24 protein-coding genes, 1 tRNA gene and 1 pseudogene are annotated in these 24,355 nt (G+C 67.0%); 17 read left to right on the top strand and 9 right to left on the bottom strand.

Annotated elements, in window-relative coordinates; all coding sequences use genetic code 11:
* Positions 1–12 precede the first annotated feature (12 nt).
* Genes M5C96_RS14900 through hutG form a run of 5 tightly spaced genes read left to right on the top strand, consistent with a single transcriptional unit; the run spans position 13 to position 5,203 of the window.
* A complete protein-coding gene (locus M5C96_RS14900; RefSeq protein ID WP_272563935.1) occupies positions 13–876 on the top strand; it encodes a phytanoyl-CoA dioxygenase family protein in 864 nt (287 codons plus the stop codon).
* A complete protein-coding gene (locus M5C96_RS14895) occupies positions 873–1,493 on the top strand; it encodes a HutD/Ves family protein (RefSeq protein WP_272563934.1) in 621 nt (206 codons plus the stop codon). Before M5C96_RS14900 ends, M5C96_RS14895 begins: the two co-directional genes overlap by 4 nt.
* A 47-nt stretch (positions 1,494–1,540) precedes the next feature.
* A complete protein-coding gene (gene hutI, locus M5C96_RS14890; protein WP_272563933.1) occupies positions 1,541–2,803 on the top strand; it encodes an imidazolonepropionase in 1,263 nt (420 codons plus the stop codon).
* A gap of 58 nt (positions 2,804–2,861) precedes the next feature.
* On the top strand, positions 2,862–4,328 hold the full coding sequence (locus tag M5C96_RS14885) for a formimidoylglutamate deiminase (RefSeq protein WP_272563932.1): 1,467 nt from the start codon (positions 2,862–2,864) through the stop codon (positions 4,326–4,328).
* A 50-nt stretch (positions 4,329–4,378) separates the two neighbouring features.
* Positions 4,379–5,203 carry an N-formylglutamate deformylase gene (gene hutG / locus M5C96_RS14880; protein ID WP_272563931.1) on the top strand — a complete coding sequence of 275 codons (825 nt, stop codon included), beginning with the start codon at positions 4,379–4,381 and terminating at the stop codon, positions 5,201–5,203.
* A gap of 69 nt (positions 5,204–5,272) precedes the next feature.
* Here hutG and M5C96_RS14875 read toward each other — a convergent pair whose 3' ends face one another.
* Complete coding sequence (locus M5C96_RS14875) at positions 5,273–7,219, bottom strand: phosphatase PAP2 family protein (RefSeq protein WP_272563930.1); 1,947 nt, start codon at positions 7,217–7,219, stop codon at positions 5,273–5,275.
* Positions 7,220–7,375: 156 nt separating this feature from the next.
* Between M5C96_RS14875 and M5C96_RS14870 the strand changes: the two genes are divergently transcribed.
* Positions 7,376–7,630: a hypothetical protein gene (locus tag M5C96_RS14870; RefSeq protein ID WP_272563929.1), complete on the top strand. Its 255-nt coding sequence runs from the start codon at positions 7,376–7,378 to the stop codon at positions 7,628–7,630.
* A gap of 83 nt (positions 7,631–7,713) precedes the next feature.
* On the opposite strand, the gene asd is transcribed toward M5C96_RS14870, so the two are convergent.
* Entirely contained in the window at positions 7,714–8,565 is an 852-nt protein-coding gene (gene asd, locus M5C96_RS14865) for an archaetidylserine decarboxylase (protein WP_272563928.1), read from the bottom strand.
* A 455-nt stretch (positions 8,566–9,020) separates the two neighbouring features.
* Here asd and infA point away from each other — a divergent pair, with 455 nt between their 5' ends.
* Both infA and M5C96_RS14855 read left to right on the top strand, forming a co-directional pair.
* On the top strand, positions 9,021–9,269 hold the full coding sequence (gene infA, locus M5C96_RS14860; RefSeq protein WP_092739728.1) for a translation initiation factor IF-1: 249 nt from the start codon (positions 9,021–9,023) through the stop codon (positions 9,267–9,269).
* 73 nt (positions 9,270–9,342) lie between these two features.
* Positions 9,343–9,419 (top strand) — tRNA-Pro (locus M5C96_RS14855).
* Between the two features lie 114 nt (positions 9,420–9,533).
* Here M5C96_RS14855 and M5C96_RS14850 read toward each other — a convergent pair.
* Positions 9,534–9,815 carry a hypothetical protein gene (locus M5C96_RS14850; protein ID WP_272563927.1) on the bottom strand — a complete coding sequence of 94 codons (282 nt, stop codon included), beginning with the start codon at positions 9,813–9,815 and terminating at the stop codon, positions 9,534–9,536.
* Positions 9,816–10,053: 238 nt separating this feature from the next.
* Here M5C96_RS14850 and M5C96_RS14845 point away from each other — a divergent pair, with 238 nt between their 5' ends.
* The gene (locus M5C96_RS14845) at positions 10,054–10,758 is read left to right on the top strand and encodes a heparan-alpha-glucosaminide N-acetyltransferase (RefSeq protein ID WP_336297861.1); all 705 of its coding nucleotides are present in this window, start codon (positions 10,054–10,056) and stop codon (positions 10,756–10,758) included.
* A gap of 116 nt (positions 10,759–10,874) precedes the next feature.
* Here the strand turns inward: M5C96_RS14845 and M5C96_RS14840 are convergent, their stop codons facing one another.
* The 5 genes from M5C96_RS14840 to M5C96_RS14820 form a co-directional block, all read right to left on the bottom strand.
* Positions 10,875–11,660 carry a foldase protein PrsA gene (locus M5C96_RS14840; RefSeq protein ID WP_272563926.1) on the bottom strand — a complete coding sequence of 262 codons (786 nt, stop codon included), beginning with the start codon at positions 11,658–11,660 and terminating at the stop codon, positions 10,875–10,877.
* A gap of 67 nt (positions 11,661–11,727) precedes the next feature.
* Positions 11,728–11,997, bottom strand: coding sequence for a BolA family protein (locus M5C96_RS14835; protein ID WP_272563925.1), 270 nt, complete (start codon positions 11,995–11,997; stop codon positions 11,728–11,730).
* The gene (locus M5C96_RS14830; protein WP_272563924.1) at positions 11,994–12,581 is read right to left on the bottom strand and encodes a septation protein A; all 588 of its coding nucleotides are present in this window, start codon (positions 12,579–12,581) and stop codon (positions 11,994–11,996) included. Before M5C96_RS14830 ends, M5C96_RS14835 begins: the two co-directional genes overlap by 4 nt.
* Positions 12,582–12,618: 37 nt before the next feature.
* Positions 12,619–13,032, bottom strand: a complete 414-nt coding sequence (msrB, locus tag M5C96_RS14825) for a peptide-methionine (R)-S-oxide reductase MsrB (RefSeq protein ID WP_272563923.1) — start codon at positions 13,030–13,032, stop codon at positions 12,619–12,621.
* Positions 13,029–14,513, bottom strand: coding sequence for a protein adenylyltransferase SelO (locus tag M5C96_RS14820; RefSeq protein WP_272563922.1), 1,485 nt, complete (start codon positions 14,511–14,513; stop codon positions 13,029–13,031). Before M5C96_RS14820 ends, msrB begins: the two co-directional genes overlap by 4 nt.
* A gap of 199 nt (positions 14,514–14,712) precedes the next feature.
* Here M5C96_RS14820 and M5C96_RS14815 point away from each other — a divergent pair, with 199 nt between their 5' ends.
* The 8 genes from M5C96_RS14815 to M5C96_RS14780 all read left to right on the top strand — a co-directional run bounded on the left by M5C96_RS14815 (position 14,713) and on the right by M5C96_RS14780 (position 23,435).
* Positions 14,713–16,353: a 3-(methylthio)propionyl-CoA ligase gene (locus tag M5C96_RS14815; RefSeq protein WP_272563921.1), complete on the top strand. Its 1,641-nt coding sequence runs from the start codon at positions 14,713–14,715 to the stop codon at positions 16,351–16,353.
* Positions 16,354–16,502: 149 nt separating this feature from the next.
* Positions 16,503–17,738, top strand: a complete 1,236-nt coding sequence (locus M5C96_RS14810; protein WP_272563920.1) for a branched-chain amino acid ABC transporter substrate-binding protein — start codon at positions 16,503–16,505, stop codon at positions 17,736–17,738.
* 85 nt (positions 17,739–17,823) lie between these two features.
* Positions 17,824–18,777 carry a branched-chain amino acid ABC transporter permease gene (locus tag M5C96_RS14805; RefSeq protein WP_272563919.1) on the top strand — a complete coding sequence of 318 codons (954 nt, stop codon included), beginning with the start codon at positions 17,824–17,826 and terminating at the stop codon, positions 18,775–18,777.
* A 4-nt stretch (positions 18,778–18,781) separates the two neighbouring features.
* Complete coding sequence (locus tag M5C96_RS14800; RefSeq protein ID WP_272563918.1) at positions 18,782–20,092, top strand: branched-chain amino acid ABC transporter permease; 1,311 nt, start codon at positions 18,782–18,784, stop codon at positions 20,090–20,092.
* Positions 20,089–20,883 (top strand): ABC transporter ATP-binding protein, encoded by a 795-nt coding sequence (locus M5C96_RS14795; protein ID WP_272563917.1) that lies wholly within the window; start codon positions 20,089–20,091, stop codon positions 20,881–20,883. The genes M5C96_RS14800 and M5C96_RS14795 overlap by 4 nt, the downstream gene beginning before the upstream one ends.
* A gap of 3 nt (positions 20,884–20,886) precedes the next feature.
* Complete coding sequence (locus tag M5C96_RS14790; protein ID WP_272563916.1) at positions 20,887–21,582, top strand: ABC transporter ATP-binding protein; 696 nt, start codon at positions 20,887–20,889, stop codon at positions 21,580–21,582.
* 657 nt (positions 21,583–22,239) lie between these two features.
* Positions 22,240–23,190 (top strand): IS5 family transposase, encoded by a 951-nt coding sequence (locus M5C96_RS14785; protein WP_272563915.1) that lies wholly within the window; start codon positions 22,240–22,242, stop codon positions 23,188–23,190.
* A 41-nt stretch (positions 23,191–23,231) separates the two neighbouring features.
* Positions 23,232–23,435 carry a hypothetical protein gene (locus tag M5C96_RS14780; protein ID WP_272563914.1) on the top strand — a complete coding sequence of 68 codons (204 nt, stop codon included), beginning with the start codon at positions 23,232–23,234 and terminating at the stop codon, positions 23,433–23,435.
* A gap of 18 nt (positions 23,436–23,453) precedes the next feature.
* Here M5C96_RS14780 and M5C96_RS14775 read toward each other — a convergent pair.
* Positions 23,454–24,305 (bottom strand): annotated as a pseudogene (locus tag M5C96_RS14775) (IS5 family transposase); the annotation flags it as partial.
* Between the last annotated feature and the right edge of the window lie 50 nt (positions 24,306–24,355).

Here is a 24,355-nt window from a genome sequence, read left to right as displayed (position 1 = left end):
GAGGCCTTCGCCATGACGCTTTCCACCCCCCTGGTGCCCCCGCCCGACCTGCAGCAGCGGCTGCGCGAGCGCGTGACCGACGCCCTCGTTGCCGATTTCGCGCGCGACGGCGCGGTGTGCATCCGCCAGTTGCTCACGCCCGGCGAGGTGGCGCTGCTGCGCAGCGGCATCGACGCCAACTTGGCCGCGCCCAGCCCGCGCGCCAAGGTGGCGAGCCGCCCGGACGATCCGGGCCGGTTCTTCGAGGATTTCTGCAACTGGCAGGACATTCCCGCCTTCGGCCGCTTCATCGCCGAAACGCCCGTGGCCTGGGCCGCCCAGCGGCTCATGCAGTCGGCCAGCGTGCGGCTGTACCACGACCATGTGCTGGTCAAGGAGCCGGGCACGCGCCAGCGCACGCCCTGGCACCAGGACCAGCCCTACTACAACATCGACGGCACGCAGAACGTGAGCCTGTGGATTCCCGTGGACCCGGTGGCGCGCGAGGCCACGCTGGAGTTCGTGGCCGGCTCGCACCGGGGGCCGTGGCGCATGCCGCGCACCTTCATGGACCAGCAGGCGCGGTGGTTTCCCGAAGGCTCGCTGGCCGAGCTGCCCGACATCGAGGCCGACCGCGCGGCGTTTCCCATCCTGGGCTGGGAGATCGCGCCCGGCGACGTGGTGTGCTTTCACATGCTGGCCCTGCATGCCTCGGGCGGTGTGCCCGGGCCGCAGCGTCGCCGCGTGTTCTCGGTGCGCTTTCTGGGCGACGACACGCGCCATGCGCCGCGCGCCTGGAAAACCTCGCCCGATTTCCCGGGCCTTGCCGACACGCTGCCGGCCGGCGCACCCATGGCGCACCCGCTCTTTCCGCTGCTGGTGGGGGAGGCGGGATGACGGCGGCGCTGCAGCGGTTCGACCTGTCGGCCATCGCGCCCACCCCGTGGAAGAACGGCGGCGGCGACACGCGCGAGCTGGCCTGCTGGCCGCCGGGCGCCGGCATGGACGCCTTCGAGTGGCGCGTGAGCGTGGCCACCATCGCGGCGCCCGGGCCGTTCTCGGCCTTCCAGGGCGTGCAGCGCCAGATCATGCTGCTGGACGGGGCCGGCGTGCGCCTGCGCGCCGAGGACGAGGGCATCGACCATGCGCTGGACGAGCGCTGGCAGCCCGTGGCGTTCGCGGGCGACCAGGCCATCGACTGCATCCCGCTGGGCGGCGCCTCGACCGACTTCAACCTGATGCTGCGGCATGGCCGCTGGCAGGGCGCGGTGCAGGTGCTGCAGAACGCGTGCGTGCCGGGCAGCACGCCCGCCGGCCTGTGCATGGTGCTGTCGGGCCGATGGCATCGGGGCGGCGAGGTCTTCGGGCCAGGGCAGGGCCTGTGGTGGGCCGCCGCCGCGCCCGCTGGCGCCTGCGCTGCGCTCCAGCCGCAGGCCGGCGGGGCCGACGCGCCGGCCATCGCCTGGGTGGCGCTGGTGCCGGGGTTTCAGCCAAATCGGGCGCTGGCACAATAATCACTAGGGCATACTGCTATGCATTTAATAGCAAAAGGGAGAATCGCATGACCGTGCCGCACCAGGACTTCGCCCACGCCCCCAGCGCCGACGGGGTCTGGCACACCCTGCACCTGGCGCCCGGGCTGGCGGTGGCCGACGTGCCGGTGCCCGATGGTGTGCCGGCGGCGCTGGTGGTGGAGCAGGGCGTGGTGCGCTGGGTGGGCCCGGAGGCCGCCGTGCCCGCAGCCTACGCCGCCTTGCCGCGCCACGCCGCGCGCGGCGCTCTGGCCACGCCCGGGCTGGTGGATTGCCACACCCACCTCGTCTACGGCGGGCAGCGCGCCAACGAGTTCGCCATGCGGCTGGCCGGCGCCTCGTACGAGGAAGTCGCGCGGGCCGGCGGCGGCATCGTCGCCTCGGTGCGGGCCACGCGCGAGGCCAGCGAAGACGAATTGTTCGACCTCGCCCTGCCGCGCCTGTCGGCCCTGCTCGACGAAGGCGTGTGCGCCATCGAAATCAAGTCCGGCTACGGCCTGGCGACCGCGCACGAGCGCAAGCAGCTGCGCGCGGCCCGGCGCCTGGGCGAGGCCACCGGCACCACGGTGCGCACCACGTTCCTGGGCGCGCACGCGCTGCCGCCCGAATACGCCGGCCGCAGCCAGGACTACATCGACCACGTGTGCCAGGAGATGCTGCCCGCGCTGGCCGCGGAAGGGCTGGTCGACGCGGTGGATGTGTTCTGCGAGCGCATCGCCTTCACGCTGGCCGAAACCGAGCAGGTCTTCCAGGCGGCGCAGCGGCTGGGCCTGCCGGTCAAGCTGCATGCCGAGCAGCTCTCCGACATGGGCGGTGCGGCGCTCGCCGCGCGCTATGGCGCCTTGTCGTGCGACCACATCGAGCACCTGTCCGCTGACGGCATCGCCGCCATGCGGGCCGCCGGCACGGTGGCCGTGCTGCTGCCCGGCGCCTACTACACGCTGCGCGACACGCACCTGCCGCCCATCGCGCTGCTGCGCGAGGCCGGCGTGCCCATGGCCGTCTCCACCGACCACAACCCCGGCACCTCGCCCGCTTTGAGCCTGCTGCTCATGGCCAACATGGCGTGCACGCTGTTTCGCCTGACCGTGCCCGAGGCGCTGGCCGGCATCACCACCCATGCCGCGCGCGCGCTGGGGCTGCAGGATTCGCACGGACTGATTGCCGCGGGGCGGCCGGCGAACTTCGTGCTGTGGCCCTTCCAAGAGGCGGCGGAGCTGGCCTACTGGTTCGGGCACAAGCCGGCGCACACCATCGTGCGGCAGGGGCGCATCGCCCGGGCGACGGTTTGATGCACCGGTGGCCCAAGACCTTTTTCTCATTTCCCATCTGCCCCGAGGCCATTGATTGATGAGCACCACCGTTTCATCCCCGCCTGCCGAGTCCTCTGCACCGCAGACGCCTCCCGCTGGCGCCCTGTTCGCGCAGGACGCCCTGCTGCCCGGCGGCTGGGCGCGCGACGTGCTGCTGCAGTGGGATGCCGCGGGCCGGCTCACCGCCGTGGCGCCGGGCAGCGCAGCCGGCACCGCGCCGCGTGCGCCGGGCCCGGTCCTTCCCGGCATGCCCAACCTGCACTCGCACGCCTTCCAGCGTGCCTTCGCCGGGCTGACCGAATACCGCGCGCCCCAGCCGGACGGCGGGCAGGACAGCTTCTGGAGCTGGCGCAACCTCATGTACCGCTTTGCCGCGCGCACCACGCCCGAGCACCTGGAGGCGATCGCCACCTGGCTCTATGTGGAGATGCTGGAGGCGGGCTACACCGCGGTGTGCGAGTTCCATTACGTGCACCACGACGCGGCAGGCCAGCCCTATGCCGACGATGCCGCCATGTCGCTCGCGCTGCTGCGTGCCGCCCAGGCCGCGGGCATCGGCATCACCTTGCTGCCGGTGCTCTACCAGACCAGCGGCTTTGGCGGCCGCGCGCCGCGCGAGGACCAGCGCCGCTTCATCCGCAGCACCGACAGCATGCTCGCGCTGCTGGAACGATTGGCGCCCGTGGTGGCCGCGCAGGGCGGCATCCTGGGTCTGGCCCCGCATTCGCTGCGCGCCGTGCCGCCCGACAGCCTGCGCATTGCGGTCGAAGGCCTCACGGCCCTGAGCCCGGCGGCGCCGGTGCACATCCACATCGCCGAACAGACGCAGGAGGTGGACGACTGCATCGCCTGGAGCGGCCAGCGCCCGGTGCAATGGCTGCTGGAGCATGCGCCGGTCGATGCGCGCTGGTGCCTGGTGCATGCCACCCACATGACGCCCGACGAATACGCGGGCGCCGCCCGCACCGGCGCCGTGGCCGGCCTGTGCCCCACCACCGAGGCCAACCTGGGCGACGGCCTGTTCGACCTGCCGCGCTGGCTGGCGGGCGGCGGCCGCTGGGGCGTGGGCTCCGACAGCCACGCCTGCGTGAACGCGGCGGAAGAGCTGATGCTGCTCGAATACGGCCAGCGCCTGTCCCTGCGCCAGCGCAACGTGCTGGCCAGCCGCGCCCACCCCGAGGTCGCCACCGCCATGGCGCTGCAGGCGGTGCAGGGCGGGGCGCAGGCCAGCGGCCAGTGCACGCCCGGCGCTCCGGCCGGCATCGCGGTGGGCGAGCGCGCCGATCTGGTGGCGCTCGATGCGCAGCACATCGCACTGCAGGGCCTGCCGCCCGACAGCATGCTGGGCGCGCACGTGTTCGGCAGCCATCGCACCTCGGCGCTGCACAGCCTCTGGACCGCCGGCACGCCGCGCGTGGTCGCGGGGCACCACGCGCTGCACGATCGTGCCGCCGCCGCCTTCGTGGCGGCCCGCACGGCCACCATCACCCGCGCCGGGCATTGACCGACCGGCCGGCCCTCGGCTTTCGAAGCCCCCAACGCAGACCCGATCGCATGACCGCCACCCATTCCCCGCCACCCTTCACCTTCCACCAGGGCACCGCGCCGCTGCTCGTGTCCATGCCCCACGTGGGCACGCATGTGCCCCCGGACATCGCCGCGCGCTTCACCGACGAGGCCCGCCAGGTGCCTGATACGGACTGGCACCTGGAGCGGCTGTACGGCTTTGCCCGCGACCTCGGCGCCTCGATCCTGGTGGCCACGCATTCGCGCTATGTGATCGACCTGAACCGGCCGCCGGACGGCGCCAGCCTGTATCCCGGCCAGAGCGTGACGGGCCTGTGCCCGGTGGACACCTTCGACGACACGCCGATCTACGCGGAGGCGGGCGATGCGCCGGACGACGCCGAGATCGCCGTGCGCCGCGATGCCATTTGGGCGCCGTACCACGCGCAGCTGGCCGCCGAGCTGGAACGCCTGCGCACCGCCCATGGCGTGGCCATGCTGTGGGATGCGCACTCCATCCGCTCCGTGCTGCCGAGGTTTTTTGCGGGCAAGCTGCCGGACCTGAACCTGGGCACGGCCGAAGGGGCCAGCTGCGACCCGGCGCTGGCGCAGGCACTGCTGCGCATCGGGCAGTCCGACCCGGCGTACACCGCGGTGCTCAACGGCCGGTTCAAGGGCGGCCACATCACGCGGCACTACGGCGATCCCGCGCGCAACGTGCACGCGGTGCAGCTGGAGATGACGCAGTGCAGCTACATGCAGGAAGCCCTGCCGTTCGACTACCTGCCCGAGGCGGCGGCCGGCGTGCAGCCCGTGCTGCACCGCATGCTGGAGGCGGTGCTGGAATTTGCCCGCACCCGGGTGCGGGCGTAAGGCCTGCCAGGAGCGGCCGGTGCGCGCCCACCGCACCTGGTGGGGAAGGGCGGCGCGGCGCCCGCGGCGTCAGGCTGCGGCGTCGATCCGAAGCTGCACGGAATCGTCCAGATAGATGGGCGTGACCTTGAAGCCGTTGACCGTGATGCTGCCGAACGTCCCGCGCACCGGGGCGCCACGCACCAGCGTGAGGGTCGATCCGACCGTTGGCGTGAAGCCCGAGCGGAAGGCGATGCGCAGGGTACCCGCCAGCGTGACCGGGCCGGCGGCCTGCAGCTGGCCGGCGCCGTTGGCGCCCACGCGCAGTTCCAGCGTGCTGCTGCTGCCCAGGGTGAAGGCACCGCCGATGGCCAGTTCCGCCGCCGTGTTGCCGATCAGCGTGCCGCCGCTCAGGTACACGTCGCCTTGCCCCAGCGCATTGCTGCTGTCGGCCCGCACGGCACCTGCGGACACTTCCGTGCCCCCGGTGTAGCGGTTCGCGCCCGCCAGCACGAGCGTGCCGCTGCCGCGCTTGGTGAGCTTGCCGGCGCCCGCGATGGGGTTGCGCCAGGCGTCCAGCGCGTTGAAGCCGCCCTGCGCCGCGTCCATGGTCACCGCCACGTCGCCGTTGAAGGCGCCGTAGCCGTCGCCGGCCGCGAACAGGTTCAGGCGACCCCAGCCTTCGGCGTCGTCCAACACCGGGTAGCCCGAGGCGATCGCGGTGGTCTTGAGCACCACGCGGCGCTGGCCCGCATCCAGGTAGGGGAAGCGCGTTTCCAGCAGCACCTCCGCGCTCTTGGGCACGACGGCCGGACGCGTGGTGTCGCCGATGGGAGCGAAGCCGAACGTCATCCGGCGCAGGTACTCGGCCTGGTTGGTGGCGCGGTCGGCGAAACGGTCGGCGGTGGTGGCCTGCGAATGGGCGATCTGCAGGAATTCCTCCGGCGTGCGCGCCCCGACGGCTGCCATCAGCGTGCTGCGGGCCTGGGCCACGGCAGCGGCCTTGCGCGGCGCGTTCACGCCGGTGGCGATGCTGGCGGCGGCCACGGCCTGGCCGTGCACGCGGCCGCTGATCACATCCAGGGGCGAGTGCATGCCGGCCAGGATGCGGCTTTCGCCCATCTCCAGCCCACGTGCCAGCATTTCCTGGAACCGCTCCGGCACCAGGTAGGCCATGGCGATGGCATCGCGCACGCCCTCGGCGGTGTGGCCGCTGGTGAAGCCGCCGTCGGTGGCCGGGGTGGTGCTCTTGGCGGGCACCAGGGCCGGCACGATCTGCACATTGGCGCTCCAGCGCCACGGGCGGGCGTACTTGTAGAAGCGCTTGGCCGGCTCGGTCGAGGCGTTGTCGCCGATGCCGCCGATGAAGTCCACCACCGTGCCGAAGCCCGCGTTGGCGCTGCCGCCCACGCCGGCGTTGTTGCCGGTGTCGTTGTAGAGCACCGTGGTCGCGTCCGCGGGAATGCCCGAAATGCTGGTCTTTTGCTGCGCCGCGGTGCGCCATGCGTTGGCCAGCGGGCCCAGGCCATCGGTCACGCTGTAGGCCTTGCCGCGCCGGTCGTCTTCGTAGGCCAGGAGTTCCTGGGCCGCGGTGCGGCGCGCCGTGGCGTCCACCACGTACTGGATGTTGCGGGTGTGCACCTGCGCGTTCAGCACCGTGCCGTCGGTCGCGTCACCGGGAATGCCGGTCCAGGCCGCCGGCTTGATCGCAGGGAAGGCGCCGTTGGCATCGGCCGTCACGCCGGCATCCACCAGCAGCGTGCTGGGCTTCCAGATGTCGAGAAAGCCCGACAGCACCCGCACGCCGGCGTTGGTGGCCAGCGTGGCGTAGCGGGCATCGCCGCGCTGGTTGGTGAAGGCGAAGTCCACGAACGGCGGCGTGGTCGATTCGTTGGGCACCGGTGCGGAATCGGCAAATCCCAGGCCGCGCGGCGCATCGGGTGGTGCGGCATCGGAACCCCCGCCGCCACAGGCGGAGAGCACGAATGCGGCGGCGAGCGCCAGGATCAGGGTGCGTCGGGGCAGGGGCAGCGTCATGGGGAGCAGGCAGGTTGGAAAGGCGGGAGCGAAAAGGGTGCGCGCAGGCCGCTCGCGGCCTGCTGCGGCTGCACTCTAGGGTCGCGCTGTGACAGCGCCGTGACGCCGCACACCAATCATTTCCCCGCTGGGGCCCGTGGCGGGGTAGCATGCGCCATGGACATCGCCCCCACCCTCGCGCCTGCGGTCGCGGAAAAGCCCGCAGCCCTGCCTGGATGGGGAGAGTTCTTTCACATGCCGCTGTTTCGGCCCGGCACCTCGGTGCGCATGGGCGACCAGTGGGAAACCGTGAGCCATGTGGCCCTGCGCCGCCAGGAACTGGCCATCTACCTCGTGGGCCACGAGGCGTCCGTCTCCCCCAGCCGGCTCTTCCTGGCACCCAGCGCGTTCACCACCGTGCGCCAGCGCTGAAGTCCCCCGGCATTCCGCTTCATGCAGGATCGGGGCAGGGCGCGTGGGCCGCAGGCTGACTCAGGCTTAAGTCATTCACTCGCTCAGCCGGCCGGCCGCTCGGCCATCGCCTCGCCCAGCCGCACGGGCCGGGCAGGGGCCCATTGCTCCGAAAACCGCACCGCACCGCGCTGAAACAGAAGCACCACGGTGGAGCCCAGCAGGAAGCGGCCCATTTCCTCGCCCTGGCGCAGCACGATCTGCCGGTCGGCATAGTCCCAGTGGCGCAGCTCGCCGCTGCGCGGCGGGTTGACCTGACCGTGCCACACCGTGGCCATGCTGCCCACGATGGTCGCGCCCACCAGCACGAGCACCATCTTTCCCAAAGGTGTGTCGAACACGCACACCACGCGCTCGTTGCGCGCGAACAGACCGGGTACGCCCCGCGCCGTGACCGGGTTCACCGAAAAAAGGTCGCCCGGCACATGCACCATGCGCAGCAAGGTGCCATCGCAGGGCATGTGGATGCGGTGGTAGTCGCGGGGGCTCAGGTAGATCGTCGCAAAGCTGCCGTTGTCGAACTGCGCGGCCAGCGCCGCATCGCCGCCCACCAAGGTCGTGGTCGAGTAGCGGTGGCCCTTGGCCTGGAAGATCTGATCCTGGTCAATGGGCCCGAACTGGCTGACCGCCCCATCCACCGGGCAGACCGCAGCTGCCGCGGCGAGCGGGCGCACACCGGGGCGCAGGGCGCGGGTGAAGAAATCGTTGAACGTGGCGTATGCGGCCGGGCGGGGCTCGACCGCTTCGCTCATGTCCACCCGGTAACGGGCGATGAAACGCTCGATCGCGGCAGTGGTGCGGGGGCCTCCCTGCGCCCGTGCAAGCCGCCCTGCCAGCGCCGTCAGCGCTTGTTTGGGAAGTAGATATTGAGGCAGTACGGCAAGGCGGTCTGACAAGGTGGACTTCCTGAGCGGTTGGGGTGCGAGGCATTCTACCGAGCGCGCCTGCGGGGCCCGGCCGTGCGCCTTGACGCTGCATGCGTGGGCCATCTGGCGCCAGATGCCGGAACGAAGTCAGTCGGGGCCGCTGCGTCAAATCGATGCCATTCACCACGGGGTGCAACCGGCGCGGTGCATGGGCCGGCGCGCGGCGCAGTGGTGTATCGGCACTATTCCACACGATTCCTTACTACGTTACAATGGTGCGGTTTTGCGCAGCGCCTCGCTGCCGCTGCTGTGTGTGGAAGCCACCCCGCCGGCCTTTTCCGACCGATGCGCCATGGGGCGCAGTGACCACCCCCGCTTGCTGTGCACCGCGCCTGGATCTCTTGCGAGATGGGCCGACATTCCGGTTGCAGTTTCGCGCAGGCCCCCGATACCTCCTATTACTGTTTGAAGATTGACTTGAAATCATGGCCAAAGAAGAACTGATTGAAATGCAGGGCTCCGTGACGGAAGTCCTGCCCGATTCCCGCTTTCGCGTCACGCTGGACAATGGCCATCAACTGATCGCCTACACCGGCGGCAAGATGCGCAAGCACCACATCCGCATTCTTGCCGGCGACAAGGTCTCGCTGGAAATGTCCCCCTACGACCTGTCCAAGGGCCGCATCACCTTCCGCCACCTCCCAGGCCGTGGCCCGGGCCCCTCGTCGCGGTGAGTTTGAAAAAAACTGGCAAATTTCTTTGAGTCTTCCAAATATGGCTCTGATGCAAGGTTAGAATACTAGTTGTCGGAGCGTAGCGCAGCCTGGTAGCGCATCTGCTTTGGGAGCAGAGGGTCGCGAGTTCGAATCCCGCCGCTCCGACCATTGATTCAAGGGGTTAGGTCATTTGACCTGACCCCTTTTGTCTTTTTGGATTTGCCCTCCTCTCCGGTATTCCCTTCGCTGCAGTTTTCTGCGTCCATGGTAGGCGCAGGAAGATCAGCCCCGGCTTCGCAGCAGCCTCAAGATCCACTCGCGTTGGTGCGCCAGGCGTTCCACGTCTTCCTCTTCCATGAGGAAGGGTAAATCCGGCACGTTGGCTTCGGGAATCGCATGCTCGAACACCATGCGCAGTACGGCAGGTTCCTGGTGCAATATCACCAAGGCCTGGGCCAGCATATTCAGCGGTTGCACCTGGGTCGTGACGTTGGCGAGTGCGCTTTTGAGCGTTCTGATTTCCTCGCGTAGCAGTTCTATTTCTGCTTGTGGATGATTGTCCATAATGCCTCCTCGGTCCCATGCTAGAACGGGGCCATACGGCCAACAAGCTGAAATTGCATCCAGCACCGCGGTAGGCCCATGCTGAGGCTCAGCCGTGGCAGCGCCTGGACCGATCGCTCCACCATTTCCCATTCTTCCAAAGCACATGGCAACGTCCCGTCCGTTTTCCCCCTTTGGCTCTTCTCCGCGCACCGGCGGGGCGCGCATGGAGGGCGTGGACGCCTTGCGGGGCGTGGCCATGGTGTGGATGACGGTCTTCCATTTCTGTTTCGACCTCAGCCACTTCGGGTACTGGCCGCAGAATTTCCGTGCCGATCCTTTCTGGACGACCCAGCGGACAGCCATCGTTGCGCTCTTTCTCTTTTGCGCGGGGCTGGGGCAGGCACTGGCCTGGCAGCAGGGCCTCGGATGGGCCCGCTTCTTCAAGCGCTGGCTGCAGATCGTGGGATGCGCCTTGCTGGTCACCGCAGGGTCGTCACTGATGTTTCCGCAGAGCTTCATCCATTTCGGCGTTTTGCACGGGATGGCTGCCATGCTCCTCGTCGCGCGATGCACGGCGGGGTGGGGTGCCTGGCTCTGGCCTGCCGGCGCAATGGCCGTGGCGCTTCCCTCCATGGCGGGATGGGCGCTGACAGAGGGGCCGCTGGCGGCCTGGGCTTCCACGTTCAACGGCTATGCGCTCAACTGGCTGGGACTGGTATCGCGCAAGCCTTTCACCGAAGACTATGTGCCGGTGCTGCCCTGGCTGGGCGTGATGTGGTGGGGCCTGGCGAGCGGGCAATGGGTGCTGCGACGGCGCCCGCAATGGATGAAGGTAGCGCTGCCCCGTGCGCTGTCACCGCTGGCGGTGCTGGGACGCTGGAGCCTGAGCTATTACATGCTGCACCAGCCGGTCATGATCGGTCTGCTGATGGCAGCATCCTGGACGCTGGGCCGCTTTTAGGAAAAGGCAAAAGGCACAAGGCCCGTCCCAAAAGCAGAACGCGGCCCGTGGGGCCGCGTTGAGACTTGAAGCCTGGTGGATCGGCAGGGTGTCGCCGGTCCACCGACCGTGAGCGATTACTCGATCTTGGCCTTCGTGCGCAGTTCTTCCTGGAACTTCGCCAGCTTCTGCTGCTGCAGTTGCTGCGCCACCTGGGGCTTCACTTCTTCCAGCTTGGGCAGCTTGGCTTCCCGCACGTCGTCCAGGCGGATGATGTGCCAGCCGAACTGGGTCTTGACCGGCGTCTGGGTCATCTGGCCCTTGTTCAGCTTGACCAGCGCTTCGGTGAACTCGGCCACGTAGCTGCTCGGAGCCGACCAGTCCAGGTCGCCGCCGCGGGCGCCGGATCCGGGGTCCTTGGACTGCTTCTTGGCGATGTCTTCAAACTTGGCGCCCTTCTTGATGGACGCGATGATGGCCTTGGCCTGGTCTTCCTTTTCCACCAGGATGTGGCTGGCCTTGTATTCCTTGCCGGTGTTGGCGGCAACGAACTTGTCGTACTCGGCCTGGATTTCGGCGTCGGTGACGGGGTTGGCCTTTTGGTAATCGGCGAACAGTTCGCGGATCAGGATGGTCTGGCGGGCCAGTTCCATCTGGACCTTGTAGTCGGGCGAGGCTTCGAGGCCGCGCTTCTGGGCTTCCTGCAAGAAGATTTCGCGGGCGATCACTTCTTCCTTGATCTGTCCTTCGACCTCGGGGGTCACGGGGCGGCCGGAACGTTCCACTTGCTGCTTCAGGGCTTCGGCGCGTTCCTTGGGAACGGCCTTGCCATTCACAACGGCGAGGTTTTGAGCGTAGACGGGAAAGGCCGTCGCGCTCAGCACGGCAGCGGCCACGAGGCCGGACAAAAGCTTTTTCTTCATTGGGGAGTCCACAAAAAGGAAATGAGTTGCGGCCGTTTGGACCGCAAGTCCGACAAATAGGGCCGGATCAAAGAACTTCAATGGCTATGGCGTGAGCGCCCTGGTCAATAAATTCTTGCAGCGCATCATACACAAGGCGATGTTGTGCGACGCGGGGTCTTCCTGTAAACAAAGGTGACGAAATCCGCACCCGGAAATGGGTGCCGAAACCCGTTCCGTTGGACCCCACATGGCCTGCATGGGCGGCGCTTTCGTCCAGCACCTGCAGCGCTGAAGGGTTCAGCCGCTCCTGCAGCCGGGCCGCCATGGCCTCGGCGGTGATGGCCAGAACCGTCATGGCTGCAAGTCCTTGTGGGCTGCCTCGGGCGTGGCGTTGGGCACGGCCTTGGTGTCGTCTTCCTTCATATAGCGGCTCAGGTACAGGGCCTGGCCAATGACGAACACTGCCATCAGCCCGATGCCGCCGAACAGCTTGAAATTGACCCAGGTGTCGGTGTCGAAGCGGTAGGCCACCCACAGGTTAACCAGACCCATGACCGCGAAGAACCCGGTCCAGCTCCAGTTCACGGTGCGCCAGGCGGCGTCGGGCAACTCCATCTGCGCGCCCATCAGGGAGCGGATCAGGTTCTTGCGGAAGAACAGCTGGCCGATCAGCAGCGCCGAGCCCATCAGCCAATACAGCACCGTGGGCTTCCACTTGATGAAGGTCTCGCTGTGCGAGAGCAGCGTGGCGCCGCCGAACACCACGATGACGCCCAGGCTCACCCACTGCATGGGCTCGACCTTGCCGTTCTTGTAGCGCAGGTAGCCGATCTGCAGCACGGTGGCAGCGATGGCCACGGCCGTGGCCGTGTAGATGCCCCACAGCTTGAAGGCCGCGAAGAACAGGATGATGGGAAAGAAGTCGATCAGCAGTTTCATGGAGGAGGGCTGGAGCGTGGGCGGGCGTTGCCGCCGTTCAGGAGGAGCCGGGCTCGAAATCGAGCGATGCGGAGTTCATGCAATAGCGCAGGCCGGTGGAGGCGGGGCCGTCCTCGAACACATGGCCGAGGTGCGCCCCGCATTGTGCACAAACCGTCTCCGTCCGGACCATGCCATGGCTGCGGTCCACGATCTCCTTGATCGAGCCCGGCACCGCCTCGGAAAAGCTGGGCCAGCCGCAGCCGGCGTCGAATTTGGTGCCGGAGTCGAACAGCTTGGCGCCGCAGCACACGCAGTGGTAGCTGCCGTCGGCCCAGTGCGCTTCGTACTTGCCAGTGAACGGGCGCTCGGTGGCGGCGTGGCGGGTGACTTGCCAGGCGACGGGCTCGGCGCCTTTGCTCTGCAGCAGGGCCTGCCATTCGGCATCGGTCTTTTTGATGGGAAAGGTCATGATGAGCAGCTGATTTCGATGGAGGAAGCCCAGTCGGGCGGGAAGTCGGCCCAGGCCTCGTGGCCCGGGTGTTCGTCGAACGGTTCGGCCAGCAGGGCCTGCAGGGTGTGCAGCGGGGCGAAGTCGCCTTGCGTGGCCGCGCGGATGGCCTGCTCGCCCAGGTGGTTGCGCAGCACGAATTTCGGATTGCATTTCAGCATCGAATCGGCCATATGCCGGGGATTTGATTGTCCTGGATGCTCTGAAAATGATAGCAACCACGCCTCCCAGCCTGCCCGGTCGATGAACAGGTCGCGCACGGGTTCGAAGTCGCCGCTGGCCACGGCATGCGACAGGCGGCGCCAGAAGATGGGGTAGTCGACCCCGCCTTGGGCCAGCAGGTTGAGCAGGCCGTCCACCAGCGCGGCGTCGCCGTCGTGGGCGGCCTGCAGCCCGAGCTTGCCGCGCATGCGCTGCAGGAACGCGGCCGGGAACACGGTCTGGTAGGACGCGAGCGCCGCCTGCGCCAGCGCCACGTCCTCGATCAGCGGCAGCAGCGCCTGGCCCAGCCGGAACAGGTTCCAGTAGGCCACGTTGGGCTGGCGGTTGAAGGCGTAGCGGCCCTGCGTGTCGCTGTGGTTGCACACATGGCCCGGCACGAACGCGTCGAGGAACTGGAAGGGCCCGTAGTCGATCGTGAGGCCCAGGATGCTCATGTTGTCGGTGTTCATCACCCCGTGGCAAAAGCCCTGCGCCTGCCAGTGGGCGAGCAGTTCCGCCGTGCGCTCGCTCACCGCCTGGAGCAGCGCGGCGTAGGGGTTGCCGCCCGGCGCATCCGGGCCGCGGCACTCCGGGTAGTAGCGGTCGATGACATAGTCGGCCAGCGTGCGCAGCTGTGGCAGCAGGTCGCGCGCCGCGAAGTGCTCGAAGTGCCCGAAGCGGATGAAGCTCGGCGCGGTGCGGGTCACGACGGCGGCGGTCTCCACCACCTCGCGCTGCACCGGGGCGGGCGAGCCGGTCAGGGCCAGCGCCCGCGTGGTGGGCACGCCCAGCGCATGCATGGCTTCACTGCACAAAAATTCACGGATGCTCGAGCGCAGCACGGCGCGGCCATCGCCCATGCGCGAATACGGCGTGCGCCCGGCGCCCTTGATTTGCACCTCCAGCCCGCCGGCGGTCTCGCCCAGCAGGATGGCGCGGCCATCGCCCAGTTGCCCCGCCCAAACCCCGAACTGGTGGCCGCTGTAAACCGTGGCCAATGGTTGCATGCCCGACAGCAGCGCGTTGCCCGAGCACACCTGCAGCGCCGCATCGGAGGCCAGCCAGGCCGCGGGCACGCCCAGTTGCTGCGCGGCATCCAGGCTCGTGGCCACCCAGTGCGGGGCGGGCAGGGGCGTGGGGACCAGTTCGGTGAAGAAATCCGGGCCCAGCGCTGCAAAGCCGTTGCGCCATTCGAGGCCGGACGCGGGCGCCGTCGCGGCGGTGGGAAGGGGGGCGTTCATCAGCCGAATTGTCTCCGACCCGCTTTGCCACGCGCGGCGAGGGGGCTTGGCGGTACCGCGGTAAGCCAGGGCCCGCACTGGCGGCTGTCAAGCTGGCGACAGATGCGCCCCCGGCACATGGCGCCCCCAGGGCGGCAGCGCACAGGGCGCACGGTAGGATGCCGCGGAACCATTCACAACGACAACCCAAGGAGCCAACATGCTGGGCCTGATGCAGAGTCAACCCTTGCTGATTTCCACGCTGATCGAATTCGCCGAGCGCCACCACGGCGACGTGCAGATCGTGTCGCGCCGCGTCGAGGGCGACATCCACCGCTACACCTACCGCGACATGGCGGTGCGGGCGCGGCGGCTGGCCAATGTGCTGGACGGCATGGGCCTGGCAGCCGGCGACCGCGTGGCCAGCCTGGCCTGGAACGGCTACCGCCACATGGAGATGTACTACGGCGTGAGCGGCTCCGAACGGGTGATGCACACCATCAACCCGCGCCTGCACCCCGAGCAGATCGCGTGGATCGTCAACCACGCCGAAGACCGGGTGCTGTGCTTCGACATGACCTTCCTGCCCATCGTGCAGGCCGTGCACGCCAAGTGCCCCACGGTGCGCCAGTGGGTGGCGCTGTGCGATGCCGACCAACTGCCCGCCGACAGCGGCATCCCGGGCCTGCTGAGCTACGAAGCCTGGATCGGCACGGCCCCCGACACCTATGTGTGGCCCACGTTCGACGAGAACACTGCCTCCAGCATGTGCTACACGAGCGGCACCACGGGCCACCCCAAGGCGGTGCTCTACAGCCACCGCTCGACCCTGTTGCACGCGTATGCCGCCGCGCTGCCGGACGTGATGGGCCTGTCGGCCAGCGATGCCGTGCTGCCCGTGGTGCCGATGTTCCACGTCAATGCCTGGGGGCTGCCGTACTCGGCGCCGCTGGTGGGCGCCAAGGTGGTGTTTCCCGGCCCGGCGCTGGACGGCAAATCGGTCTATGAACTCATGGATGCCGAGGGCGTGACTTTCGCCGCCGGCGTGCCCACCGTCTGGCAGATGCTGCTCAACCACGTGAAGGCGGGCGGCCTGCGCTTCGGCCAACTGAAGCGCACCGTGATCGGCGGCTCGGCCTGCCCGCCGGCCATGATCCAGTCGTTCCAGGACGACTACGGCGTGCGCGTGCTGCACGCGTGGGGCATGACCGAGATGAGCCCGCTGGGCACGCTGTGCTCGCTCAAGAACAAGCACTTGGCGCTGCCGCGCGACGAGCAGATGCAGATCCTCATGAAGCAGGGCCGCGCGATCTACGGCGTGGACATGAAGATCGTGGACGGCGACGGCCACGAACTGCCCTGGGACGGCAAGACCTATGGTGACCTGCTGGTCAAGGGCCCGTGGATCGTCGAGAACTACTACCGCGGCGAGGGCGATCCGTTGGTGCCCGATGCGCAGGGCCGCGGCTGGTTCCCCACGGGCGACGTCGCCACCATCGATGCGGACGGCTACATGCAGATCACCGACCGCAGCAAGGACGTGATCAAGTCCGGCGGCGAGTGGATCAGCTCCATCGACATCGAGAACATCGCCATGGCCCACCCGGCCGTCGCCATGGCCGCGTGCGTGGGCATGCCGCACCCCAAGTGGGATGAGCGGCCCATCGTGGCGGTGGTCCGGCGCCCCGGCGCGGAGGTCACGCGCGAGGAGCTGCTGCAGTTCTACGCGGGCAAGACCGCCAAGTGGCAGATCCCGGACGACGTGCTGTTCGTGGACGCCATCCCGATCGGCGCCACGGGCAAGATGCTCAAGGCCAAGCTGCGCGAGCAGCTCAAGGACTACCGCCTGCCGGGCCTGTGAGGCGCGGCGATGCGGCGAGGGGGCGGCCGCGCGAGGCCGCCGCCCAGTCGCATGCGGGATAGCGGATAGGGTGAATCCCTGAGCATCTCCTCTGTGGCGTGCCTTACGCTGCGCCCTGTTCCATTCAAGAACCCAAGAGGAGACAAGCGATGAGATTTGCTATCAAGGCTGTAGCTGCATCCGCAATCCTGGTGAGCGCTGGCGGCGCGTTCGCTCAAAAGGGCGATACGGTGAAGATCGCCTGGCTCGACCCGCTGTCCGGCCTCATGGCGGCGGTGGGGACCAACCAGCTCAAGAGCTTCCAGTTCCTCTCGGAGGAGTTCAACAAGAAGAACGCGGCGGGCGTGAAGTTCGAGATCATCGGCATCGACAACAAGCTCAGCCCGCAGGAAACCACCAGCGCCCTGCGCTCGGCCATGGACCAGGGCGCACGCTACGTGGTGCAGGGCAACGGCTCGGGCCCCGCCCTGGCCATCATCGACGCGCTGGAAAAGCACAACGCGCGCAACCCCGGCAAGGAGGTCATGTACCTCAACTACGCCGCCGTGGACCCCGACCTCACCAACAGCAAGTGCAGCTACTGGCACTTCCGCCTGGATGCCGACACCTCGATGAAGATGGAGGCCATGACCACCTTCATGAAGGACCTGCCCGAGGTCAAGAAGGTGTACCTCATCAACCAGAACTACTCGCACGGCCAGCAGGTCTCCAAGTTCGCCAAGGAGAACCTGGCGCGCAAGCGGCCCGACGTGCAGATCGTGGGCGACGACCTGCATCCGCTGGCCCAGGTGCGCGATTTCGCGCCCTACATCGCCAAGATCAAGCAGTCCGGCGCCGACAGCGTGATCACCGGCAACTGGGGCTCGGACCTGGCCCTGCTCATCAAGGCCGCCAACGATGCGGGGCTGGCCAACGTCAACTTCTACACCTACTACGGCGGCGTGACGGGCAGCCCCACGGCCATGGGCGCGGCGGCAGCGGGGCGCGTGTACATGGTGTCGTACAACCACCTGAACCTGCCCGGCGACATCGGCCGCGTGGTCACCGAATACAAGAAGAAGTTCAACGACGACATGTACACCGGTGCCGTGTACCACGCCTTCGCCATGCTGGATGCCGCCTTCGTGAAGGCCAAGTCCACCGACCCGGTGAAGGTGGCCCCCATGCTGGAGGGCATGAAGTTCAACAGCTTCAACGGCGAGGTCGAGATGCGCAAGAGCGACCACCAGCTACAGCAGGGCCTGTTCGTCTCCAAGTGGGAGAAGGCCGGCGGCAAGTACCCCAATGACGCGGAAAATACCGGCTACACCTTCGTGCCGGTGAAGTACTACGAGCCCTACGTGGCCAGCACGCCCACCTCGTGCCAGATGAAGCGGCCCTCCTGATCCGGGCATCCGATTTCATTGCTGTGAGACCTTGGGCCCGGGGTTCCTCGGGCTCTTTTTTTAACCGTGCGGGCGCTGTTCTTCGATGAATCTTGAGTTTTTCGTGATCTCGCTGCTCAACGGCGTCAGCTACGGGCTGCTGCTGTTCATGCTCAGTTCGGGGCTCACCCTCATCTTCAGCATGATGGGCGTGCTCAACTTCGCACACACCAGCTTCTACATGCTGGGGGCCTACATCGCCTACACCTTGTCCGGCCTGGTCGGCTTCTGGGTGGCGCTGTTCGTGGCGCCGCTGCTGGTGGGCGCGCTCGGTGCGGCGTTCGAGCGCTACGCGCTGCGCCGCGTGCACCAGTACGGCCACGTGCCCGAGCTGCTGGTGACCTTCGGCCTGTCGTACCTGGTGCTGGAGGTGGTGCAGCTGGTGTGGGGCCGCTCCACCGTGCCCTACGGCCTGCCCGCGCAGTTGCAGGGACCGCTTTTCACGCTGTACGGCACGCAGTTCCCGAAGTCGCGGTCGTTCGTGATGCTGGTGGCGCTGCTGATGCTGCTGTCCGTGTGGCTGCTGCTCACCCGCACGCGCATCGGCCTGGTGATCCAGGCCGCGCTCAAGCACCCCGACATGGTCGAGGCGCTGGGCCACAACGTGCCGCGCGTGTTCATGCTGGTGCTCGGCGGCGGCTGCGCGCTCGCCGGGCTGGCGGGCGTGATCGGCGGCAACACCTACGTCACCGAGCCGGCCATGGCCGCTTCGGTGGGCTCGATCATCTTCGTCGTCGTCGTCGTGGGGGGCATGGGGTCGCTGGCCGGGGCTTTCCTTGCCTCGCTGCTGATCGGCGTGCTGCAGACCTTCGCGGTGGCGCTGGACTATTCGCTGGCGCATGCGCTGCGCGCGGCCGGCATGGCGGTGACCGAGCAGACCTTCGGCTGGCCGCTGCTCAAGCTCACCGTGTCGCAGGTGGCGCCCATCCTGCCGTACCTGCTGCTGGTGCTGATCCTCATCTTCCGGCCCAAGGGCCTGCTCGGCACGCGGGAGGACTGAACCCATGCGCTCCTACACCTCCTCGCCGCCGGCCTACCGGTTCAAACCGCTCAACATCGGGCGCATCGTCATCTGGGGCCTGTTCGCGGCCGCGCTCATCGTGGCGCCCATGCTGTTCACCAGCAGCCTGGCGCTCACCATGCTGTCGCAGATCGGCTACCTCATCGTCATCTGCCTCTCGTACAACATGCTGCTGGGGCAGGGCGGCATGCTCAGCTTCGGCCATGCCGTGTACACCGGTCTGGGCTCGTTCATCGCCATCCACGCGATGAACCTGGCCGGCAAGGGCGCGGTGCCCATTCCGCTGGTGTTCATCCCGCTCGTGGGTGGGCTGGCGGGGCTGTTCTTTGCGGTGCTGCTGGGCTTCGTCACCACCAAGAAGTCGGGCACCACCTTCGCCATGATCACCCTGGGCATCGGCGAGCTGGTGGCGTCCATGGCGCTGATGTTCCCCGAGTTCTTCGGCGGGGAGGGCGGCATCACGACCGACCGCGTTTACGGCAAGGGGTTCATGGGCATCACCTTCGGCCCGGCCATCCAGGTGTACTACCTGATCGCGGCCTACTGCTTCGTGTGCACCGCGCTCATGTTCGCCTTCACCGGCACGCCGCTGGGCCGCATCCTGAACGCTGTGCGCGACAACCCCGAGCGGGTGGAATTCATCGGCTACAACACGCAGCGTGTGCGCTACTTCGCCTTCATCATCGCGGGCTTCTTCGCGGGCGTGGGCGGGGGGCTGGCGGCGATCAACTTCGAGATCGTCACCGGCGCCGACAGCGTGAGCGTGCTGCGCTCGGGCGGCTACCTGCTGTTCACCTTCCTGGGCGGGGCCACCTTCTTCTTCGGGCCCATCATCGGCGCGGTGCTGCTGGTGTTCGCCTCGGTGCTGCTGTCCGAGCTGTCCAAGGCCTGGCTGCTGTACCTGGGCCTCGTGTTCCTGTTCATGGTGATGTATGCGCCCGGCGGCATCGCCAGCCTGATCATGATGAACCTGCGCGTGGCCAAATACGGCCGGCTGCGCACGCTGTGGGTGTCGTACCTGGCCCTGGGCGGCACGGCCCTGGTGGCGGTGTTGGGCGCGGCCTGCATGGTGGAGATGACCTACCACCTGCAGCTCAATTCGGCGCTCGGGCCGCAGATGAACTTTCTCGGCGCCACGCTGAACGCGCGGGCCCTGTCCAGCTGGTTTGGGGCGGGCTTCGTGCTGCTGGTGGGCCTCGGCCTGTTCGAGACCGTGCGGCGCCAGTTCCTGCAGCAATGGGGCGCCATCCAGGAAGCCATCGAGCAGGACATCAAGCGGGGGGAGGCCGCATGAGCGTGACCCCCGTCAACACCCCCTACGCGCTGGAACTGCGCGACCTGCACAAGCGCTTCGGCAAGACCGAGATCATCCGCGGCGCCAACCTGTGCGTGGCCCCGGGCGAGCGCGTGGCCATCATCGGCCCCAACGGCGCCGGCAAGTCGACGCTGTTCAACCTCATCAGCGGACGCTTCGGCGCCACCAGCGGCCAGGTGCTGCTGAACGGCCAGCGCATCGACGGCAAGGCGCCGTACGAGATCAACCGCATGGGGCTGTCGCGCAGCTTCCAGATCACCAACATCTTCCCCAAGCTCAGCGTGTTCGAGAACCTGCGCTGCGGCGTGCTGTGGAGCCTGGGCTACCGCTACACCTTCCTGCGCTTTCTCTCGCGCCTGCACGATGCCAACGAGCGCGCCACACAACTCATGGAACAGATCCGCCTGGACAAGAAGCGCGACACGCTGGCCATGAACCTCACCTACGCCGAGCAGCGCGCGCTGGAGATCGGCATCACCATCGCCGGGGGCGCCAACGTCATCCTGCTGGACGAGCCCACCGCCGGCATGAGCAAGAGCGAGACCGCGCGCTTCATCCGCCTCATCAAGGAAGTGACAGTGGGCCGCACGCTGCTCACCGTGGAGCACGACATGGGCGTGGTGTTCGGCCTGGCCGACAAGATCGCCGTGGTGGTCTACGGCGAGGTGATCGCCTTCGACACCCCCGAGGCCGTGCGCGCCAACCCGCGCGTGCAGGAGGCCTACCTCGGCTCGGCCGTGGCGGCAGCGCAGCAGGCGGAAGGACACTGAACCATGCTCAAGGTTGACAACCTGCACGCCTACTACGGCAAGAGCCACGTGCTGCACGGCGTCTCGTTCGGCGTGCAGCCGGGCGAGATCGTCGCACTGCTGGGGCGCAACGGCTCGGGCCGCTCCACCACTGCCAAGGCCATCATGGGCCTGGTGGACTGGGAGGGCACGCTCGAATGGAAGGGCCAGCGCCTGGATGGAAAAAAAGCCTACGAGATCGCGCACCTGGGCCTGGGCTACGTGCCCGAAAGCCGCGACATCTTTCCCAACCTGACCGTGCACCAGAACCTGCTGCTGGGCCAGAAGGGCAAGGGCAAAGGCAGCCGCTGGAGCTTCGACGACATGTACGGCATGTTCCCGCGTCTGAAGGAGCGCCAGCACACCGAAGCCGGCGTCATGTCGGGTGGCGAGCAACAGATGCTCACCCTGTGCCGCACCCTCATGGGCGACCCCGACCTCATCATCATCGACGAGCCCACCGAAGGCCTCGCGCCCAAGATCGTGGAACTGGTGGGGCAGTACCTCATGGCGATCAAGGCGCGCGGCATCTCGGTGCTGCTCATCGAGCAAAAGCTCACCATCGCCATGACCATCTCCGATCGCGCGCTGGTGATGGGCCATGGGAGCATCGTTTTCGAGGGCACACCGCAGGGCCTGCGCGAGAACAGTTATGTGCGTAAGGAGTGGCTGGAGGTGTGAGGGGGCGGGCTGGGGTCGCTTTTGACGCAACCCGCCACCCTGTTCTGCTGAGGGCTCCTCCGGCCGATGGAGGATACCCGCGGGCATTCGCGCGACAAAAGCCACTCAAAACCATCGTGGACAACACGCGGATCGGTGGTTAACAAATAGTTAATATTTGGCATGCATTTTTGGCCCGCGCCGGCCGCTCTGCCTTTAACATCCGCCCCAACAAAAAAGATGAAACGGGGAGGTTTCAATGAGCGCAGAAGGCGCGGCCACGTGCGTGCACGTCGGCAACCCACAGGTCTTGGTCTCGGGGATGAACAAGTCCAGAAGGGCGTGCCCAGGGATGCATACCAATCATGGCCGCAAGACCCAACGCAGCAGTGCATTACAGGGCCCGCGAAATCTTGCAACGCGCGCCCGACCGAGGCGGGTACGGGGCGAGGCGGAACATGCATCGAGCCCCTCTCCCACGCCTCAATGGCTAGCCTTGGCGATGCGTTTGACGCGATGGGCATCTGCCATCTTCTTCCTGGCATTGGTTTCGATGGCCCATGCCCAGCGGCTGAGCCAACCGCCGGATGAAAACCGACAAATCATCCGGAAGATGTTGGAAGCCCCAGAGGGGCTTTGTTGCACAAATCGCGATGCTGATGCCCGTAGACTGACTGCGTGACAGAGACGAAGAACAGGCAGCGGAGCAAGTACCGCACGACGAACTGGAAGGCGTACAACGCGGCGCTGAAAGCGCGAGGCTCGTTGACGATGTGGCTAGATGAGGGCATGCAGTGGTTTGGCACGCCGACCGGCAGGCGTGGACGCAGCCGAACCTTCTCGGACGCAGCAATCCAGTTCTGCCTGAGCATCAAGTGCCTGTTCGGCCAGCCCTTGCGACAGGCGCTGGGCATGGTGCAGAGCCTGCTGCGGCTGGCAAAGCTGGACTGGCCGGTACCTGACTTCAGCACTGTTTGCCGGCGCCAAAAGACCTTGCAGGTCGAACTGAGCTACCAGCGAACCAACTCGCCGCTGCAGTTGCTGGTGGACAGCACCGGCATCAAGTTCCTGGGCGAAGGAGAGTGGAAACGCAAGAAGCATGGTGCTGAATACCGGCGCGAATGGCGCAAGGTCCATCTGAGCATCGACGCGCAGACGCTGGAAATACGCGCCATCGAGGTGACCAGCAACGCCATTGGGGATGCGCCGATGTTGCCCGGGTTGCTGGCTCAGATTCCCACTGACGAATCCATCGAAAGCGTCAGTGCCGATGGCGCCTACGACACGCGCGCCTGCCTGGACGCCATTGCCGAGCGGCACGCGATGGCGGTGATCCCGCCCCGCAAGAACGCCAGCCATTGGAAGAAGTCGAGTCCGGGCTCGGCGCATCGTAATGAGGCCATTCGGGCGTGCCAGCGCCTGGGTCGCGGCATTTGGAAGAAGTGGAGCGGCTACCACCGGCGCAGCCTTGTGGAGACGAAGATGCACTGCTTCAAGCGACTGGGCGAACGGGTGATCGCGCGCACGTTCGACCGCCAGGTTGTGGAGCTGCATGTCCGCGTGGCCTTGCTCAATCGGTTCAGTCAGATCGGCCGTCCTCACACCGTGTCGGTGACTGCTGTGGCATAGGTCCGTCTGGGGTTGGGGTCATGCCGTCTGCAATTCGATTTGTGCAACAGCGCCCCATCAAGGGAAAACGAAATATTGAAGATGTCGCATTTACGATTTTTCCTCAGCGACTTTGGAGAATGGCGCAGGGCGATAGGAAAAAACTTTTTGACATGTATAAGAATGTATTCCCTCGATATCAGGCAATGAACAAATCGGCGAATCGCCGGGGCGCTGTTGCACAAATCGAATTGCAGACGGCATGACCCCAACCCCAGACGGACCTATGCCACAGCAGTCACCGACACGGTGTGAGGACGGCCGATCTGACTGAACCGATTGAGCAAGGCCACGCGGACATGCAGCTCCACAACCTGGCGGTCGAACGTGCGCGCGATCACCCGTTCGCCCAGTCGCTTGAAGCAGTGCATCTTCGTCTCCACAAGGCTGCGCCGGTGGTAGCCGCTCCACTTCTTCCAAATGCCGCGACCCAGGCGCTGGCACGCCCGAATGGCCTCATTACGATGCGCCGAGCCCGGACTCGACTTCTTCCAATGGCTGGCGTTCTTGCGGGGCGGGATCACCGCCATCGCGTGCCGCTCGGCAATGGCGTCCAGGCAGGCGCGCGTGTCGTAGGCGCCATCGGCACTGACGCTTTCGATGGATTCGTCAGTGGGAATCTGAGCCAGCAACCCGGGCAACATCGGCGCATCCCCAATGGCGTTGCTGGTCACCTCGATGGCGCGTATTTCCAGCGTCTGCGCGTCGATGCCCAGATGGACCTTGCGCCATTCGCGCCGGTATTCAGCACCATGCTTCTTGCGTTTCCACTCTCCTTCGCCCAGGAACTTGATGCCGGTGCTGTCCACCAGCAACTGCAGCGGCGAGTTGGTTCGCTGGTAGCTCAGTTCGACCTGCAAGGTCTTTTGGCGCCGGCAAACAGTGCTGAAGTCAGGTACCGGCCAGTCCAGCTTTGCCAGCCGCAGCAGGCTCTGCACCATGCCCAGCGCCTGTCGCAAGGGCTGGCCGAACAGGCACTTGATGCTCAGGCAGAACTGGATTGCTGCGTCCGAGAAGGTTCGGCTGCGTCCACGCCTGCCGGTCGGCGTGCCAAACCACTGCATGCCCTCATCTAGTGTCCTGTCCCGTTAATTCGCAGGCACGATAGCTGCATGGTTTCGGGCCA

The sequence above is a fragment of the Acidovorax sp. GBBC 1281 genome (genome assembly GCF_028473645.1).
Classification (GTDB): Bacteria; Pseudomonadota; Gammaproteobacteria; order Burkholderiales; family Burkholderiaceae_C; genus Paracidovorax.
Note: the sequence above shows the minus strand (reverse complement) of the source record. Positions and strands in the feature narration are given on the sequence as shown.